Annotated in this window: 14 protein-coding genes; 5 read left to right on the plus strand and 9 right to left on the minus strand. The window is 45.3% G+C overall.

Annotation, left to right across the window (positions count from 1 at the left end; genetic code table 11):
* The first annotated feature begins 7 nt into the window (after positions 1-7).
* Positions 8-1,114 (plus strand): MBL fold metallo-hydrolase, encoded by a 1,107-nt coding sequence (locus ACRD7P_RS03230; protein WP_430906052.1) that lies wholly within the window; start codon positions 8-10, stop codon positions 1,112-1,114.
* Positions 1,115-1,746: 632 nt separating this feature from the next.
* Here ACRD7P_RS03230 and ACRD7P_RS03235 read toward each other — a convergent pair.
* The 6 genes from ACRD7P_RS03235 to ACRD7P_RS03260 form a co-directional block, all read right to left on the minus strand.
* Positions 1,747-2,805, minus strand: coding sequence for a tartrate dehydrogenase (locus tag ACRD7P_RS03235; RefSeq protein WP_430906053.1), 1,059 nt, complete (start codon positions 2,803-2,805; stop codon positions 1,747-1,749).
* A gap of 131 nt (positions 2,806-2,936) precedes the next feature.
* Positions 2,937-3,809 carry an alpha/beta fold hydrolase gene (locus ACRD7P_RS03240; protein WP_430906054.1) on the minus strand — a complete coding sequence of 291 codons (873 nt, stop codon included), beginning with the start codon at positions 3,807-3,809 and terminating at the stop codon, positions 2,937-2,939.
* Positions 3,810-3,812: 3 nt separating this feature from the next.
* Positions 3,813-5,282, minus strand: a complete 1,470-nt coding sequence (locus ACRD7P_RS03245; RefSeq protein ID WP_430906055.1) for an SLC13 family permease — start codon at positions 5,280-5,282, stop codon at positions 3,813-3,815.
* Position 5,283: 1 nt separating this feature from the next.
* Positions 5,284-6,189 (minus strand): AEC family transporter, encoded by a 906-nt coding sequence (locus ACRD7P_RS03250; protein WP_430906056.1) that lies wholly within the window; start codon positions 6,187-6,189, stop codon positions 5,284-5,286.
* Between the two features lie 69 nt (positions 6,190-6,258).
* Positions 6,259-9,336, minus strand: coding sequence for a TonB-dependent receptor domain-containing protein (locus tag ACRD7P_RS03255; protein ID WP_430906057.1), 3,078 nt, complete (start codon positions 9,334-9,336; stop codon positions 6,259-6,261).
* A gap of 209 nt (positions 9,337-9,545) precedes the next feature.
* Positions 9,546-10,715: a FecR family protein gene (locus ACRD7P_RS03260; RefSeq protein ID WP_430906058.1), complete on the minus strand. Its 1,170-nt coding sequence runs from the start codon at positions 10,713-10,715 to the stop codon at positions 9,546-9,548.
* 119 nt (positions 10,716-10,834) lie between these two features.
* On the opposite strand from ACRD7P_RS03260, the gene ACRD7P_RS03265 reads away from it, so the two are divergent.
* Positions 10,835-11,425 carry an RNA polymerase sigma factor gene (locus ACRD7P_RS03265; protein ID WP_430906059.1) on the plus strand — a complete coding sequence of 197 codons (591 nt, stop codon included), beginning with the start codon at positions 10,835-10,837 and terminating at the stop codon, positions 11,423-11,425.
* A gap of 63 nt (positions 11,426-11,488) precedes the next feature.
* Here the strand turns inward: ACRD7P_RS03265 and ACRD7P_RS03270 are convergent, their stop codons facing one another.
* The 3 genes from ACRD7P_RS03270 to ACRD7P_RS03280 all read right to left on the minus strand — a co-directional run bounded on the left by ACRD7P_RS03270 (position 11,489) and on the right by ACRD7P_RS03280 (position 13,383).
* Entirely contained in the window at positions 11,489-11,917 is a 429-nt protein-coding gene (locus tag ACRD7P_RS03270) for a hypothetical protein (RefSeq protein WP_430906060.1), read from the minus strand.
* Positions 11,918-11,977: 60 nt separating this feature from the next.
* Positions 11,978-12,883: a DJ-1/PfpI family protein gene (locus ACRD7P_RS03275; RefSeq protein WP_430906061.1), complete on the minus strand. Its 906-nt coding sequence runs from the start codon at positions 12,881-12,883 to the stop codon at positions 11,978-11,980.
* 131 nt (positions 12,884-13,014) lie between these two features.
* The gene (locus ACRD7P_RS03280; protein WP_430906062.1) at positions 13,015-13,383 is read right to left on the minus strand and encodes a hypothetical protein; all 369 of its coding nucleotides are present in this window, start codon (positions 13,381-13,383) and stop codon (positions 13,015-13,017) included.
* 320 nt (positions 13,384-13,703) lie between these two features.
* Here ACRD7P_RS03280 and ACRD7P_RS03285 point away from each other — a divergent pair, with 320 nt between their 5' ends.
* The 3 genes from ACRD7P_RS03285 (at position 13,704) to ACRD7P_RS03295 (ending at position 16,461) form a co-directional block, all read left to right on the plus strand.
* A complete protein-coding gene (locus ACRD7P_RS03285; RefSeq protein ID WP_430906063.1) occupies positions 13,704-14,588 on the plus strand; it encodes a DMT family transporter in 885 nt (294 codons plus the stop codon).
* A 290-nt stretch (positions 14,589-14,878) separates the two neighbouring features.
* Positions 14,879-15,631 carry a head GIN domain-containing protein gene (locus tag ACRD7P_RS03290; protein WP_430906064.1) on the plus strand — a complete coding sequence of 251 codons (753 nt, stop codon included), beginning with the start codon at positions 14,879-14,881 and terminating at the stop codon, positions 15,629-15,631.
* A 374-nt stretch (positions 15,632-16,005) separates the two neighbouring features.
* Entirely contained in the window at positions 16,006-16,461 is a 456-nt protein-coding gene (locus ACRD7P_RS03295) for a DUF4199 domain-containing protein (protein WP_430906065.1), read from the plus strand.

The following is a 16,461-nucleotide window of genomic DNA, read 5'->3' on the forward strand; positions in this document are numbered from 1 at the left end:
TCAAAAAATGGGATGGTTCTTATTGGGATTGGTGGTGTTTATAACCATTGCGACAGTACTCTTTATGTATATCAGTCCGCAATTTGGGGGTTCCCCGACCAAAGCGGAAAAAGAACGTTATGCCCGATCTGAAAATTATACGGACGGCGTATTCGTAAACAGGAACAATGTTCAAATGGAAATGGGAATTGGAAAAATGTTCAAAGGCCTAAAAGGCTATTTTGGCCCTACTCCCAATACACAACCTGACAAGGATGTAGCGGTCCAGAAAATTGACTCGGTTACCATAGCGGATTACGAAGGGCCTACCCGTATGATCTGGTTTGGCCATTCGGCCTTTCTTCTTCAAATAAACGGAAAGAATTTACTTCTTGACCCCATGTTCGGAAAAGTGCCAGCACCCCATCCTTGGTTGGGAAACAATCGTTTTAGCACCGAATTGCCCATTGAAATAGAGAAGTTGCCCAAGATCGATGCAGTGCTCTTCTCGCACGATCACTATGATCATTTGGATTATGAATCCATTCAATTGATCAAGGATAAAGTAGGTGTCTTTTATGTGCCCTTGGGCGTAGGGCCATACCTGAGAGATTGGGGAATAGCGGACAAAAAAATCATGGAGCTCGATTGGTGGGAGCAAACACCTTTCCAAGACCTAAAATTCGTATGCACACCGGCACAACACTTTTCAGGACGTGGATTTCGGGATCGAGGAAAAACCTTATGGAGCTCTTGGATCATAGCCTCTGAAACCGAAAATATCTTTTTTAGCGGCGATAGCGGGTATGGAGACCACTTTAAGGAAATCGGTAAAAAATACGGTCCCTTCGATTTTGCCATGATGGAATGCGGACAGTATAATGAACTGTGGAAGGAGATCCATATGATGCCGGAAGAGACCGCGCAGGCAGGCGTTGATGTTGGAGCAAAAAAAATAATGCCCATTCATTGGGGAGCTTTTAAATTAGCGATGCATCCATGGACGGAACCGGTAGAACGGGTAACCCAAAAAGCGGCCGAATTGGGCGTGCCGGTAACGGTTCCGGAAATCGGGGAAGCTATCTATTTAAATACGGAACAGCTTTCCAAAAACGATTGGTGGTCCAAGTTCTAGAACAAGTGTTTTTTAAATTCAAAAAGAACAAAGAGCCAAGTGGTCAGTAGTAGTGGGCAATAATCGACCAAATTTAGTTTATCCGTTTTGAGTTTGCATTGGAGGTTGCGCTTGAGCTTGCCACTTGAACTTTTTTAGTCTTTTTTCTTTCAGCGAAGCGGTCTTTTTTCAATTAGCAATTGACGGTGGTTTATTGGATGGTAGAAGCAATTAGTGAATAGTATGGTCTGAAATTTGCGCTTGAAGTTGAATTTATTTTTTCATCGACCAACCACCAACCACCAACCACCAACCACGAACCACCAACCACTAACCACTAACCACTTTTTAGTACCCAGTACCTAGTATTCAGTATCAAGTACCTTACTGGCTACTACGGTTCAATAAAAGTGCTCCCTCTTTAACCTGAGTTTGATTTTGTGCTTGAACTTGCCACTTGAACTTGAACTTTTTTAATCTTTTGTCCTTTTTCTTTCAGCGAAGCGGTCTTGTTTCAATTAGCAATTCAAGGTGGCTCATCGGATGGTAAAAGCAATTAGTGAATAGTTTAGTCCTGAATTTGCGCTTGAACTTGACACTTGAGCTTGAACTTTTTTTAGCACCCAATAGCACCCAGAACTCCCACACCTGCACTAGGCCTTTTTTATCCACGCAACAACTTCCTCCGTTACTTCTTGTGTCGATGCATTCCCCCCAAGGTCGCGGGTAAGAACCTTTCCTTCGGAAGTCAACGCTTCTATGGCATTTAAGATCAATAGGGCACCTTCCGTTTCTCCAAGATGATCGAGCATCATGGCCCCGGTCCAAAAACAAGCAATAGGGTTGGCCAAATTTTTACCCGCAATATCGGGGGCACTACCATGTACCGGTTCGAACATACTCGGGTATTCTTTTTCTGGATTGAGGTTGGCACCGGGCGCAATTCCCATACCACCTGCGATGGCCGGCCCAAGATCGGATAAAATATCCCCAAAAAGGTTGCTGGCAACCACTACGTCGAAAGTACTCGGCCGACCCACAAAATGCGCACTAAGGATATCGATATGAAATTGGGATTGCTCCACTTCGGGATATGCTTTACCGACTTCGCGAAAACGTTCGTCCCAAAAGGGCATGGTATGTACGATTCCGTTCGATTTTGTGGCACTTGCCAGTTTTTTGTTCCGTTTCGCTGCCAAGGTATAGGCATATTTCATAACGCGATCGACGCCCCTTCGCGTAAATACACTTTCCTGTACCACCATCTCGTGTTCGGTGCCTTCGTTCAAACGACCTCCAATAGAAGAGTATTCCCCCTCGGTGTTTTCGCGGACGATATAAAAATCGACATCCCCAGGATTTTTTAATGGGGAGTCCACACCCTTTAAAAGCCGTACGGGCCTGAGGTTGATGTACTGTTGAAACGTTCTGCGAATGGGTACGAGCAAACCCCATAACGAAACATGGTCGGGTACGCCCGGGTAGCCTACCGCCCCAAGAAAAATACCGTCACTGTCACGAAGCCGCTCCAAGCCGTCCGCTGGCATCATGGCCCCGGTTTTTTTATAGTGTTCACAGGAAAAGTCGTGGTTGGTATAGTTCATTTGAAAGCCGCAACTTGCGCCTACGGCATCCAACACCTTAAGAGATGCGGGAATGACTTCATTGCCGATCCCATCTCCGGGAACGGTCGCTATTTGATGTGTTCTCATATATGTGTTTTTTAGTAATCGGTAGCTCCCAATATTTCAGATGGGAACGATGAATAGGTTTTTATTTTTTGATATCTGAACGGGAATCCGTTCTTGTTGGTCCATTGCGTTATATCGGTCCGTCTTTTCTATTAGCCAAAAAATTGGATAAAGGCATCCAGGGTTTGATCGGGTGCTTCCTCCGGTAAATAGTGTCCGCAGGGCAATGCATATCCGGTGACCTCGTCGGCCCATTTTTTCCATTCTTTTACAACATTATATTTTTTGCCTACATAACCCTTTTCGCCCCATAGACAGAGTGTTTCGCAAGGTGTTTTTTTCCCGCTGTCGATATCCGATTGGTCATGTTCAAGGTCTATCGATGCCGAGGCCCTATAATCTTCGCAACTGGCGTGTATAGTCTCCGGGGTCAGGCAACGTCGGTATTCGGCCATGGCGGCTTCGGTAAATGCACCGCTATCCCTTCCCCATTGTCCAAATTTTTTCAATAGGAAGTACTCAGGATCTGCGCCGATCATTTTTTCCGGAATGTCCGCGGGCTGAATTAGAAAAAACCAATGAAAGTATGCCGTTGCGAACTCCATATCGGTCGTCTTATACATGGTGTAGGTCGGGGCAATATCCAACACGGCCAGTTTCGTTATCGCCTGTGGATGATCTAAGGCCATCCGATGAGCCACTCGGCCACCGCGATCATGCCCCGCCACGAAAAAAGAATCGAAGCCCAGGGCTTGCATTAACAACACTTGGTCTTTGGCCATTTCCCTTTTTGAATACGAACTGTGGTCGGGAACCGTGGCGGGCTTGCCGCTGTCACCGTATCCTCGGAGGTCGCTTGCCACAACGGTGTAGCGCTCGGCCAAAAATGGGGCTATTTTATGCCATATGACATGGCTTTGGGGGTATCCGTGCAATAATAATAAGGGTTTTCCTTTTCCACCTATCCGGTAATGGATGGTTGTGCCGTTAACCGTTGCCTTTTTTGTAGTAAACCCTTCAAACATAATTTATGGTTTTAGTTTTTCTGGAAATTTGTCAATGGTAATATCCCAAAGTTCGGGCAACACATAATAAACGAAACCCGTTAGGATTACTATGGAGATGATGTTCATAAACAGTCCCTTTTGTACCATATCCGGTATACGGAGATATCCTGAACCGAATACCACGGCATTGGGTGGTGTAGCTACGGGCAGCATGTACGCGCAAGATGCCGCGACCGCGGTTCCTACCATTAAAACAAAGGGATGGATATCTATGGTCAGGGCCATGGGTGCCAGAACGGGGAGCAACATGGCGGTAGTTGCCAGGTTGGAGGTGATTTCCGTGAGAAAATTGACCGCGGTTATCAGAACCAAGATCAAAAGCAAAAAGGGCAGGTCGGTAAGCGAGGTCATTTGGTTTCCGATCCAATTGGCCAGTCCGCTTACTTCAAAACCTTTGGCCAATGCCATGCCTCCACCGAACAGTAAGATGATGCCCCAAGGCATTTTTACGGCTTCTTCCCAACCGATTAGGGCCCCTTTTTTATTTTTAGCGGGAATCAGAAAAAGCACAATGGCAAATACCATGGCGATAATGGTATCGTCCAATTGCGGTAGTATTTTTTGAAGCAGAAAAGAACGGGTAATCCAACAGAAAGCGGTGCTGGCAAAAACGATCGCCACCAGTTTTTCCTCATAGGTGATCTTGCCCAGGTTGGCCAACTGCTTTTTAATTTCGTCCTTTCCGCCGGGAAAATTTTCTTGGTCGAACGTAAAGGCAAAACGGGTTAAATACACCCAACAGATAAAGAGTAACAGAATGGCAATGGGAAGCCCAAAAGCGAACCATTGCATAAAGGTAATCTCGTACCCATAGGTGTCCAAGACCACTCCTGCCAAAACAAGATTGGGGGGCGTGCCGATCAAGGTCGCTATGCCTCCGATGGATGCACTGTAGGCGATGGATAGCATCAGGGCCTTTCCGAAGATGGTGTTTTCGTTTTTTACCGTTCCCGGATTGTCCTGCAATTGTTTTATGATCGCAATACCGATGGGCAACATCATTACCGAGGTGGCCGTGTTGGAAATCCACATGGATAAAAAGGCGGTGGCGACCATGAACCCCAAGATGATCTTTCGAACGTTGGACCCGATAATCTTTATAATATTCAGGGCTATACGCCTATGGAGGTTCCATTTTTCTATGGTGATGGCAATAATAAAGCCGCCCATATACAGAAAAATGTACTTGTGCCCAAAGGAGCCCGAAGTACTGGGGAGATCCAAACCTCCCGATAAGGGAAAAAGGACCAAGGGCAGCAGCGCTGTGGCGGCAATGGGGATGGCCTCCGTAATCCACCAAACGGCGATCCAGGCGGTGGTGGCCAAAATGGCGTTCGCCTCCTTTGACAAGCCTTCCGGATGAAAAAAGTTAAGAATGATCAAAAACAGTAAGGGTCCTAGAAAGAGACCGATTTTTTTGGTTGTGGGCATATCAACAAATTAAATAATACAATAGCATTAGGGTGCCGACGGATAGGGGAATGCCCACTCCTGGCATTAAAAGGGCCAGTTTTGGCCTCGGGTTTAACGATACGGCAACGATCGCTATAGTGTTCATAGAACCGATGCCGGCCCCAAGAATACATATTTTTGCGATAAGCGTGTGTTGAAGCCCCAAAAAAAAGAAAAGCATATAAATGAGTACAGGTGCCAAAACCAGTTTGTAAAACTGGCCCAACCAAAGAAACTTCCGGTTTTCCCCAAATCCCTTGAGCTGTACTTGGAGCCCTATGGTGAAAAGGGCCAAAACGGAAAAAGGACTACTCAGAAAGGTCAACACCGATTTGGTGGAGCTGTGGTGTTCATAATCGAAAAAGAGGAGCAACATGGCTATGAACATTGCTATAAACGGTGGGAACTGTACTATTTTCTTGACTATTACGGATGGTTTTGGCTGTTCTTGTGCGTACCAATACCCCGTTAAAATACCTACCGAATTGCATACGACAAGGGTGCCTGCAATACTCATTACAATACCATAGGAAAGCCCTTCATCGCCATAGAACAACTTAAAAAATGGAAATCCGACAAAAGAGATACTGCCGATACCGGAGGTCATGATCAATGCCGCCCTAACTTTTTTGGGAATGGGCGTAAGTTGGTGTACCGCCTCAAAAAAAAGAAGGGAGCACCCGTAAATGATCCAGGGCGTGATGAGCAACCAAATATGGACGATATCGAATTTAAATTGGCTCAGATGCAGCAATATAAGCACCGGTAAAAAAAAGTAGATGAGTGTTTTATTGAGCGATAGCGCAAAATTGGATGGCAATACGCTGAGGTTTCTTAGCAGATAACCGAGGGTAAAAGATGAGAAGAGAACAAAGTGATTTTCCATGCCATTTTAAAACAGAGGCCCCGCTGGGCGGAGCCTCTATAAACTAACTCAAACCAAACAAAAAACTACTTAAAAAGTAACGTTCAAACCCGTAAAGTAATAGGAGCCGTTGAACCCGAACTGATTGGAATTCCTGGAATACGGAATTTGCCCGTTCGCGTACGAACTGGCTTGGCCAACAAAACCATCCGCGGTATTGTTGTACTTGTCGGGGTATACATCAAAAATATTGTTCGCTCCCAGTGTGAAGCGGAAATTTTCGCTTAGGGCATAAGAAACGCTAAGGTCCGTTATGGCCTTCGCGGCAAAGGTCTGTATGTTGTTGGGTCCCGCTCCTGCCGATACGTTGGAATCGGCGAGGTCGAGCCCCCTACTGGAAGCTTGTACGGATCCAAAATTGGTGAGCCTGCCCGTTATGCCAAAACGCCCGGTATTGTAGTTGACGTTCATGAGCAGTTTGTTTCGGGGTTGTGCCACTTCGATCAGTTCGGTGGCGACCGCCCCTAAAAGTTTCTGACCTTGAAACTCCTCGGCTGCCCCGGCCAATATTTCGGCAGGTGTATCCTTTTGGCTTTTTACCTTGGTTTCGTTTATGGTAAAGGCAATACTGGCATTGATACTGCTCTTCTCCGAAAATGCCTTTTTATAGGAGGTTACAAAATCGATACCCCTTGTTTGGGTACTGATGTGGTTCGTAAAAAAACGGATTTCCCGTGCATCGGTAAACAAGGCGGCCACTGCAGGAAAATCGCCAGTGTTCAGCCGTTCCGATATGACGATCCGGTCGTCGATATCGATTTGAAAAGCGTCCAAGGTAAACAATAGGGCGCCTCCGGCCGCTTTTGCCGTAATACCAAAGTTATAGTTATTGGATATTTCCGCTTCCGGATCTTCTACTCCCAACTGCGCCAAGCGTTCATCGTCGCTCGATACCTGTTTGGTGATGACGATTACGCCGTTTTGTACGGTTGAGGTATTTACACGGTTTCCGATCTGCGCCAATGACGGTGCCCTGAAACCTCGGTTGAACGAGCCTCGAAGGGCCAGGTTATCGGTTAGCTTATAACGTGCCGCCAGCTTACCGGAAAGATTGCTCCCAAAATCGCTATAGTTTTCAAAACGAAGGGCCGCACCTACGAGAAAAGCATCCGAGAAGTCTTTTTCGACATCCGCATATAGGGCAACGTTACTTCTGCTAAGGTCGTTCTCGTCCTCTAGGGCGATACCCGGCCGTGCACTGGATCCAACATCCTTACCGTCGGTCGCCGCCAAGGGGCCTACCTCATACGATTCCGGAGATCCCGATATCAACAAAAAGTTATCGTTTCGGTACTGTGCCCCGAACGCGAGGTTAAAACTCTCGGAAAGCGCTTTGGACATGTTCAATTCCATGATCTGTTGCCTAAAATCGTAACGCCCTACCTTGAATTCCGTAGGGGTGGCCGAACCTAGCGAAGGGTTGGTCGTTTGGTTGGCGAACAAGTCCAAATAGTTACGGCCAAAGCTATAACTCAGATCATAATTCCATTTATCGGCCGTAATGCGATCGATACCGACTACCGTCGACACATCGAAGGAGGTTCCCGGTAACTCAGGTACATAACCATCCGGAAAAACCGACAGTACGGCACGGCTGCTACGGCTCGGGTTTCTGAAGAAACCGAAAGCAAGGATATCTTTTCGGGACACCCCGCCAAAACTGTACAGTTTCCATTCATTACCAAAGGGAAGCCCCATGTTGTAGAAGGCCTGATAGGTTTCATTTTCATTAGATCCGTAATTCCCGACTACGAAATCGCCCTGGGGGTACACCCCTCTATCTTGCCTTGGGTTTGCCGTGTCATAGGGAAAGGCGGTTGTTGGTCCCGTAACATCGTAATCGTCCGGAGTGTCGGGATATATACTGCCCGTATAAGGGTCGGACCGATTGGTACCGCTGAAAGTAAAAGTTTCAAATGTAAAGTTGAAATAACTGTTTTCTTTTCCTAATCCAAAACCGTAGTTGAGACTGTGTTTAAAGGTTACCCCGTCGCCTTCCTTGTGAATTCCGGCGGTCCCGTTGTAGGTGCCTACCCCAACAGAGTTGTTCAAGCTAAGGTTGATAATACCCGCAATAGCATCGGAACCGTACTGTGCGGCCGCACCGTCGCGAAGTACTTCGATCCGTTTCAATGCTCCGGCGGGAATGGAGTTTAAATCGGTTACAATGGTTCCCAATCCAGGGGCCACGTTGAGGTTCAGGGTAGAAAACTGGTGTCTTCTTTTTCCGTTGATCAGTACCAGCGACTGATCGGGGGACATCCCTTTCAGGGTAGCGGGTTCCGCATAGTTCGTTGTACCGTTCACGCCATATTTTGCGGAGTTAAAGGACGGTGACGCAAATTGGATCTGCTGTCCCAGGTCCGTTTGTCCGGTAGCGGCCAATTCTTTTGCTTCCACCACATCTACCGGTACTGGCCGGTCGACATCGGTTCTTGGTTTTCCACGGGAACCGACGATTACCACGTCCTCCAATTGTGCCGTGGCGGCCTCTAACTGAACCGTAATGTTGTCCTTGTCCGATATAGCCACTTCCACGGTCTTGAAACCGATATAGGAAATGACCAAGGTAGTGCCCCCATCGGGGATCTGTATGGTAAAATTACCGTCAAAGTCGGTTTGCGTGCCCGTTGTAGAGCCTTTGACCAATACGTTTGCACCGGGCAAAGGGTCGCCATTGTCGTCGTTAACGGTACCGCTGACTTCTCGGTCCTGGGCGATTTTTTTTGCCGTAGTGTCCGTTTTTTGTTTTCGGGTAAGCACGATCTGTTTTTTAACGACCTCGTATTGGATATCCGATCGAAGAAAAATATGTGAAAGAATATCGCCGATAGGGCGTTTTACCGCCTTTACGCTGACGATACGCTGGAGGTCGACATCTTTGCGGTTGTATAAAAACTTAAAGTCGGATACCGATTCGATTTTTCGGATCACTTCGTTTACCGAAACACTGTTCATATCTAGCGATAGTTTGGTGTTTTGGGCATAGGCATCGTTCGCTTTCAGTTGAAACAAACAAATGACTACAAAGAATAGGGTAAGCTTCATTTTCAGGTCAAATTTCCAAAGAGAGTGTTCAAAACCTCCGGAATTATTGGTTTTTTTCATAATTTCGTGTTCTATTTTGGTTTAAAATCATTTTAAATCACACTTAATGAAATCGGGAAATGTGTCCGCATTTTCCGATTTTTCTATTTAAGCGCTACGGTACCTAATTTGTCATGGTGTATTCATATATGTGGTGTTTTAAGTTTGTTATCGTTTAGCGCACTCCTGTTCTCCTGTCGCTGCAGTACGTATATTGTGGTGTTTCTGTATTATTCAATAATAACTTCGTTATTTATGATGCTGTAATCAATGGCGTAACTCTTACTGAAAATTTCCAGTATTTCCTCTATGCGCTCAATGTCGAAAGTGGCATCGAACAATTGGGAGTCAAGGTCCTTATTTTTGTTTTTGATGGTAACGTTATAATGCCGTTCCAAAGTCTGCCGAATTTCTTTAAAGGCCGTGTTCCTAAAAATGAGTTTGCCGTCCATCCAAGCGGTGTACAATCTGGTATCTACCTTTTTAATTGCGGTACTATTGTCCTTTTTGTTCCATTGGGCCTTGTTCCCGGGGGTCAGCATGGTCGGTATGGCATTATCGTCCCTATTCTGTGACAATGCCACGAAACCCTCTACTAGAACGGTTTGGATATGGTCGTTTTGGGCATAATGCGATACATTGAACTTCGTTCCGATAACATTAATGTTCATATCATCGGCATGCACGGTAAAGGGAAGTCCTTCTTGTTTGGTTACATCGAAATAAGCTTCGCCTTCAAGAAAAACGTCCCTTGGTTTTCCTGCAACAAACTGTATGGGATATTTAAGGGAACTATCCGCATTAAGATACACACGGGTACCATCGGACAAAATGACCTCAAAACGTTTTCCTTTCGGAATGTGCAGGGTATTGTACCTTAATTTCCCCGAAGCCGCAATGCCTTGATATTGGAGTTGGGACCGGTTTTGGTTTCCGATAACGGAGCCTTTGGCGTCCCTGATCGTGCTATTGCCGTCAGGATCTATGGTCTGTACGGTACCGTTGTTCAGCTCTATGGTAATGGAACCTTCCTTCGGAACCAATTGTTGTTGCACGGTCAGTTCTACTGCCGTGGAACTTTTTTCCGAAAGGCCCCGGAACAAATAGGTCAGCCCTAACACGGCCAGTATTACCGCCGCATACTTTAAAATAGAGGCGATTCTGTATTTGTAAAAAGGATTTTTATCTTTCTTGATCTGTTTTAACAAGGTGTTCTTAAGTTCGTCAACATCGGGTTTTTTCATAGCAGCAGTAAGTTCGTAATGCGTTTTTACGCAGGCGTCAAAGTAGCGCTGGTTCGCGGCACTTTCGATCCATTTGGATAGCAGGTCCAGTTCGGAACTATCCGCCTCGTTCGTTAGGTATTTCGTAATTGCATTGTCGATATCCGGAAAACTCATTTTTCGGCTTTTCTTTATTAGTATGACAAAGCGGTTTTGGAAAACCCTAAGGTTTTGATTATTTTTTTTTCATATTTGCATTAGAAGTGCATTTTAATTGTGAATAATACAAGTTACACGTGAATTACGAAAACCCGTCCCATTTGCTCGAAGCCTTGACGAAAGGAGAAGAAAGCGCCTTTATTTTTTTGGTAGACCGCTATAGCCAACGGTTGTTCGCCTACGCAATTACGCTCACGAACGACGAGGCCATGGCCCAGGATATCCTTCAAAACGTTTTTTTGAGAACATGGGAACACCGCAAAAGGATGCAAGTAGTGGTTACTTTACAGAACTACTTGTTCAAATCGGTACACAATGAGTTTTTGAACCAATACAAAAGGAACCGTTCTAAAATGGTTTTGGAACAGAAGTATTTTAGCGCTCTCAACAATGCGGCAAAATCCCATGATGAAACCTCGTTTGCCAAGGTCATTGAACATATTGGAAAGGAAATACAGCAATTGCCCCCGAAGTGTAAGGAGGTTTTTCTGCTCAGCAGAAAAGAGGGACTTACCAATATTGAGATCGCCAACTACCTGAACGTATCAAAAAAAACGGTGGAAGCCCATGTGACCAAGGCTTTTTCCATTTTGAGAAAGCGGTTGGGCGATCGTGTAGAGGTATTTTTGTGTTTGGTTTTTGCAACGCCTTCCGTTGCGGATCGATAATTGGTATTACAATGTAAAAACCGGCCAAAGGAGCCGGTTTTTCCAATTTCTTTAGGGGTAACGCTACTTGCCCAACAGTGCTTCAGCACGTTCGATACTACCGTTCATTTTGTCTTTTACGGCAATAACCTTTTCCTCTTCTTTGTCCAACCATAACTGCTTTTCTTCCGATAACGCTTTTCCCTTGGTAATTTCATCGGAGTTGAAACGCGCCACAAAGCCACCCATCCAATCCATCATCTGTTTATTGGCATCTTTCAGTTCGTTTACGGCTTTTCCATATTTCACACCTTGGGTAGTGGTATCCACTTTGGTTTCCAGTTCCGTAATCAACTTGTTTATGGTACTCATTTTGGGCATAACTTCATCGTGGGTGGCCATCACCCGCTCCATTTGAGTCGGTTCCTTTGTTTCGGTCTCTTTTTGCTCCCCCTTGCAGGAAACCGCGAAAATCAGACAGAGTAGTAAAAAAAAGTAGCTGGCTTTTTTCATTTTTTTCCGTTTCCTCAAAATTAGGGATTTTAACTGGGAACAACAGCGTACAAACCGTCTTTACAGACCCTTTTTTTTATCTTTTGAAAATGCTTCCGGCTCCAGGCTCAGATCGTACATCTTTTTGGTCATAAAATGTATGACCGGATCCGTTTTTTCTACGGCACCTCCCTTAAAAGGCGGTTGTGGATCATACTCTAAATTGAGCATTACAAAGGCTGCATAGTTCCGGCCCATAATATGGTCCACCAATGCCAAGCTCATATCGATACCGGCAGATACCCCTGCGGAAGTCCAATACTTCCCATCCTTGGTAAACCGCTCGTGTGTAAAGGTGGCGCCATACTCCTCTAGTTTTTCTTCGGCCCGGTACCAATTGGTCGTGGCATTTTTCCCTTTCAGCAGTCCCGCTGCCCCGAGGATCCATGCCCCCGTGCATACGCTGGTGGTATATTTGCTTTTGGTATCGATGTTCTTGATCCATTGCAACAGTTGACCGTCCTGCGCAGCCCGGTAAGTGGCCGTAGTACCGCCGGGCACTACCAGGATATCCAGTTGTTTTACCTCCGCTATTGTAGTGTCTATCGGTGTTATAAGGCCATTGTTGCTGGTAACCGTTCCCTTCTGTTTTCCCACAAAAAACGTTTTTGCGGGGTACATACTACTCAACACCGAATGGGGTCCCATGGCATCCAGGCTAAAATAGCCGTCGTACAATAAAATTCCAATGGTCAGTATGGTATCCCGGGGCGGTTCATAGGTGAGTTGCATGAGTTTCTCGTGCGACATGCTTTCCAATGTTTCCAGGGAATACGGAGTGCCGTCAGGTTTTAGGTTTCTAACGGATGGCGAGCGGTTCTCAGGGGCTACTGTCTGGTCTGTATTGCCGTTGGGCGAGATGGTGTTCTTGTCCGAACAGGAAGCCAGGCAGGTAATAAGGGGTAGGATAAATAAAAAATAGCGCATATCATTATGTTTAAAATGTACCGCCATTTCCGAAATGGCCGTACGGTTTTTTTAAAGGATGTTTTTTGTTGGGTGCGTTAAATCGTTCCAAATACAGGTATTTGGAAAGAAAACGGAAAAGGGATATGCGGTTACCCGATCGGCGGTTGAAAGGAGACGCCGCAATACAAAAAAGAGTAGCCGTTACGGTATTGGATATTATTTTTTGGTTTGGGGCTTGGCGCTGCTTTAAGATGAAGATCGAACCGGAATACAAAGCCAATAGGGTATTTTTCCATGGCAATGGACGGCACGTTTTGTTGCTGCCCTTCGCTTTGTTCGGAAAGTTGTTGCATCAGGAAACATTTGCCCTCGCAGGTCAGCTCGGGTTTCGCTTTGTTCACGCAGAGGAATTCGGCAATATAGTCCTGGTCCACAATGTATTCGAAAAGGGGCATTACCGGTCGTATCATGGCCAGCAAATAGAGCATCACAAAAAACAAGGCCCGGAAGGATTTCAAACTCGAACGTTTTCAGGTAAAGTTACGCTACAGCCGCACGGTATGGTTGTAAAACGAATAAAAATTTGGACTTTTGCCAAAAAAGCATCGAACGCGTTTCAGCTTTTTGGATTGAAGTAATTTCAAGGTAGAAATGGTATAACCCCGATACTTCGGGAAACGATAAGGCTTGTTAAAGCCTTTTTTGAGTTTTATAGCAAGGCAACGAGGGGGAAAAAGACAGGGCCGAAAGAAAAAGCAAATGACTTGGCTTTTGATGAGGAGCCGGCCGGCGCGTCGAGCGAAAAAAGGCGATTTTTCGGCCAATTAAAGAAGTTTAAATGGGTGTATTGGGAGGAAACCATCAAAAATGGTTGTATTTGGTTTTTCTAGCGTTGATTTGGGGTTCTTCTTTCATCCTCATTAAAAAAGCTTTGTTGGGTTTAACGGCCCTTCAGGTGGGAGGCCTTCGTGTCGTTTTGGCCGCCTTGACCTTGCTTTTTATCGGTTTTCGTAGCTTGCGAAAACTGTCTGGAAACGATTGGAAGTGGCTAGCGCTAGCAGGATTGCTCAGTAGTTTTTTTCCACCTTTTTTATTCGCATTGGCCCAAACCGAGCTCGATAGCGGAATCACCGCAATATTCAATGCTACCACACCTTTGCTAACGACTATAGTGGGCATTGCGCTGTTCGGGGCGCTGATTGCAAAACGCCAAATTATCGGTGTCGTGGTCGGTCTGATCGGAGTTGTTGCGCTGATCCTTACGGGCATGGAGCTCGTACCCGACCAGCATTATGGATACGCCATTTTTATTTTGCTATCGGCCTTGGGCTATGCCTTGAACATCAACATCATCAAAACAAAACTGGCGCATTTGGGTCCCTTGGCCATCACGACCGCTAGTTTTGCCGTAGCGGTGGTCCCCTCATTTTTCCTTGTCCTCTATTCCGGTTTTTTTCAGCGCATTGCGGAACGCCCGGAAGCGGTTACCGCATTCTGGTATGTGCTGATTTTGGCAATCGTAGGAACCGCCCTTGCCAATATTTACTTCAACCGGCTGATCAAGGTGTCCAGTCCGGTATTCGCTGCTTCGGTAACTTATTTGATCCCTGTAGTCGCCATTTTTTGGGGAGTTCTTGATGGGGAGGCCATCAATGGATATCAATTGTTGGGAGGATCTATCATTCTTTGTGGGGTATGGTTGGTAAATCGTAAAAAGACATAACTTTTTTTGGAACCGAACATAAATACTTTTGTGACCTTCCGAAGCTATTTTTCCGTAGCATGGCCCTGGGCACGGTATTCGAAAATAGTAACAACAGGATGTAAAATGCCACCCGAAAGCCTCGTAATAGGTACAATACTCTTTTAATCTTGGAATAGCGTTAAAAAAAATTCAGTTCGTATGCCTCTCATGTAAAGGTCCGTGTAGTAAAAAAAAGTTTTGACCACTTCACTGTAACAAATGGCTTTTACCTTTATCTTTTAAGCATATCAATCATAAAAAATATCAAAATGAGAAAAATAATAACAATGGGCGCGTTGCTGATTACGGTTTTAGGTAACCTATCCACCGCCGAGGCGCAGGACAATACATTTTCGGTAAAGACTTTTGACAAGATCATCATTAGTCCACACATCGAGGTCACCTTAAAGGAAGGTTCGGAAGAATCCGTGGTGGTGAACGATTCAAAAGTAACCATCGATAAGATCAATGCGGAAGTTTCGGGCAAAACCTTGCGGGTGTATCTGGACGGTGCGAAGGTATTGACCAAATCGGAAAAAGTGAACTATGATAATTATAAGGGACGTCGGTCCATCTACAATGGCACCCAAGCTACGGTAACGATAACCTACAGAAACCTGAAAAACCTTTCCGTACGCGGCGAAGAGCGTATCCATATTGCCAGCGCCATGAACCAAAAAGATATGAAGCTTTCTATTTTTGGGGAGTCAAAGGTATATTTTGATGACCTTACGGCCGAAGAGCTTACGGTGGCCATATATGGAGAAAGCTATTTGGAAATCTCCGATGGGTCGGTCAATCACCAAGTATATCGCGCCTATGGCGAGAGTGAGGTCAATGCAGGGGAGATTCGAAATAAATCCACCAAGATCACTGCCTACGGCGAAAGTAATTTTCGCGTAAAAGTATCCGATCGCTTAAAGATTACCTGTTATGGGGAGGCATCGATCAATTATTCCGGAAATCCCGAAATCGATAAGGGCATTGTCATCGGAGAAGCTACCATTCGGAAAATGGGATAGTTTATTGCTCCCAAAAACTTGCCCGGACCTTAAGTTTCGGGCTTTTTTATGCCATTTTGCTGGCGTTTTTCATCTTTTTTCAGTATTTTAAAGTAAAAAATTAGTGGAATAAAAAAACAGCTATGAAATGAGCCATAACAATTCTTGATACCAACCGAAATGATTATTGGCGAATTACATCTGACCATGAACTCATTTAGACTTTTTTAATTGGCTAAAAAATTATCCTTTACTGCCCTGTTTTTGCCTTTTTTTCCTCTCGTAGCTCTGCTATGAAACTCAAAAAAGTCTTCAACAGGCCTTTAAATCATTAATTTTCGCTTCAATCCAAAAAGTCTAAATGAGTTCCATTAAAAAACAATAAATATAAACAGATGAAACAGATTACTTTACCCGTTCGTTTTGGAATCGCGATCAGCGGTTCGTTGATCGCATACTTTTTAATACTTTCTTTACTGGGGCAGCATACCAATATATTTTTTAGTCTGTTCAATGGGGTGATTACCGGCTTCGGTATTTACGAGGCCATTCGCTATCGCCGTATCGAGGCACCGGAAACCTTTACCTACGGCAGCGGCTTTACCACCGGAATCGTGACGGGATTCATCGCTACGCTTATTTTCACCTTATTTTTCACCCTTTATTGTACCGAAATAAACAGGGCGTTTATGGTCCAGATCTCCGAAGCATGGTTCACTTCTTTCCGAAGCTTTGAAGGCATTCTTTTCTTTACCGTGGCAATTATGGGCTTTGCCACCACCTTAGTGTTCACGCTCTCCTTTATGCAGTTGTTCAAGGCGAGCAACAATCTTAAAAAGAAAACGGCCTAA

The sequence above is a fragment of the Maribacter sp. 2-571 genome (assembly GCF_050589625.1).
Taxonomy (GTDB): Bacteria; Bacteroidota; Bacteroidia; order Flavobacteriales; family Flavobacteriaceae; genus Pelagihabitans.

What these genes read in the sequence shown, in the direction of transcription:
- ACRD7P_RS03230 (WP_430906052.1), top strand. Translation starts at nt 8, where the DNA reads ATGGGATGGTTCTTATTGGGATTGGTGGTGTTTATAACCATTGCGACA.
- ACRD7P_RS03235 (WP_430906053.1), bottom strand. Translation starts at nt 2,805, where the DNA reads ATGAGAACACATCAAATAGCGACCGTTCCCGGAGATGGGATCGGCAAT.
- ACRD7P_RS03240 (WP_430906054.1), bottom strand. Translation starts at nt 3,809, where the DNA reads ATGTTTGAAGGGTTTACTACAAAAAAGGCAACGGTTAACGGCACAACC.
- ACRD7P_RS03245 (WP_430906055.1), bottom strand. Translation starts at nt 5,282, where the DNA reads ATGCCCACAACCAAAAAAATCGGTCTCTTTCTAGGACCCTTACTGTTT.
- ACRD7P_RS03250 (WP_430906056.1), bottom strand. Translation starts at nt 6,189, where the DNA reads ATGGAAAATCACTTTGTTCTCTTCTCATCTTTTACCCTCGGTTATCTG.
- ACRD7P_RS03255 (WP_430906057.1), bottom strand. Translation starts at nt 9,336, where the DNA reads ATGAAAAAAACCAATAATTCCGGAGGTTTTGAACACTCTCTTTGGAAA.
- ACRD7P_RS03260 (WP_430906058.1), bottom strand. Translation starts at nt 10,715, where the DNA reads ATGAGTTTTCCGGATATCGACAATGCAATTACGAAATACCTAACGAAC.
- ACRD7P_RS03270 (WP_430906060.1), bottom strand. Translation starts at nt 11,917, where the DNA reads ATGAAAAAAGCCAGCTACTTTTTTTTACTACTCTGTCTGATTTTCGCG.
- ACRD7P_RS03275 (WP_430906061.1), bottom strand. Translation starts at nt 12,883, where the DNA reads ATGCGCTATTTTTTATTTATCCTACCCCTTATTACCTGCCTGGCTTCC.
- ACRD7P_RS03285 (WP_430906063.1), top strand. Translation starts at nt 13,704, where the DNA reads ATGGGTGTATTGGGAGGAAACCATCAAAAATGGTTGTATTTGGTTTTT.
- ACRD7P_RS03290 (WP_430906064.1), top strand. Translation starts at nt 14,879, where the DNA reads ATGAGAAAAATAATAACAATGGGCGCGTTGCTGATTACGGTTTTAGGT.
- ACRD7P_RS03295 (WP_430906065.1), top strand. Translation starts at nt 16,006, where the DNA reads ATGAAACAGATTACTTTACCCGTTCGTTTTGGAATCGCGATCAGCGGT.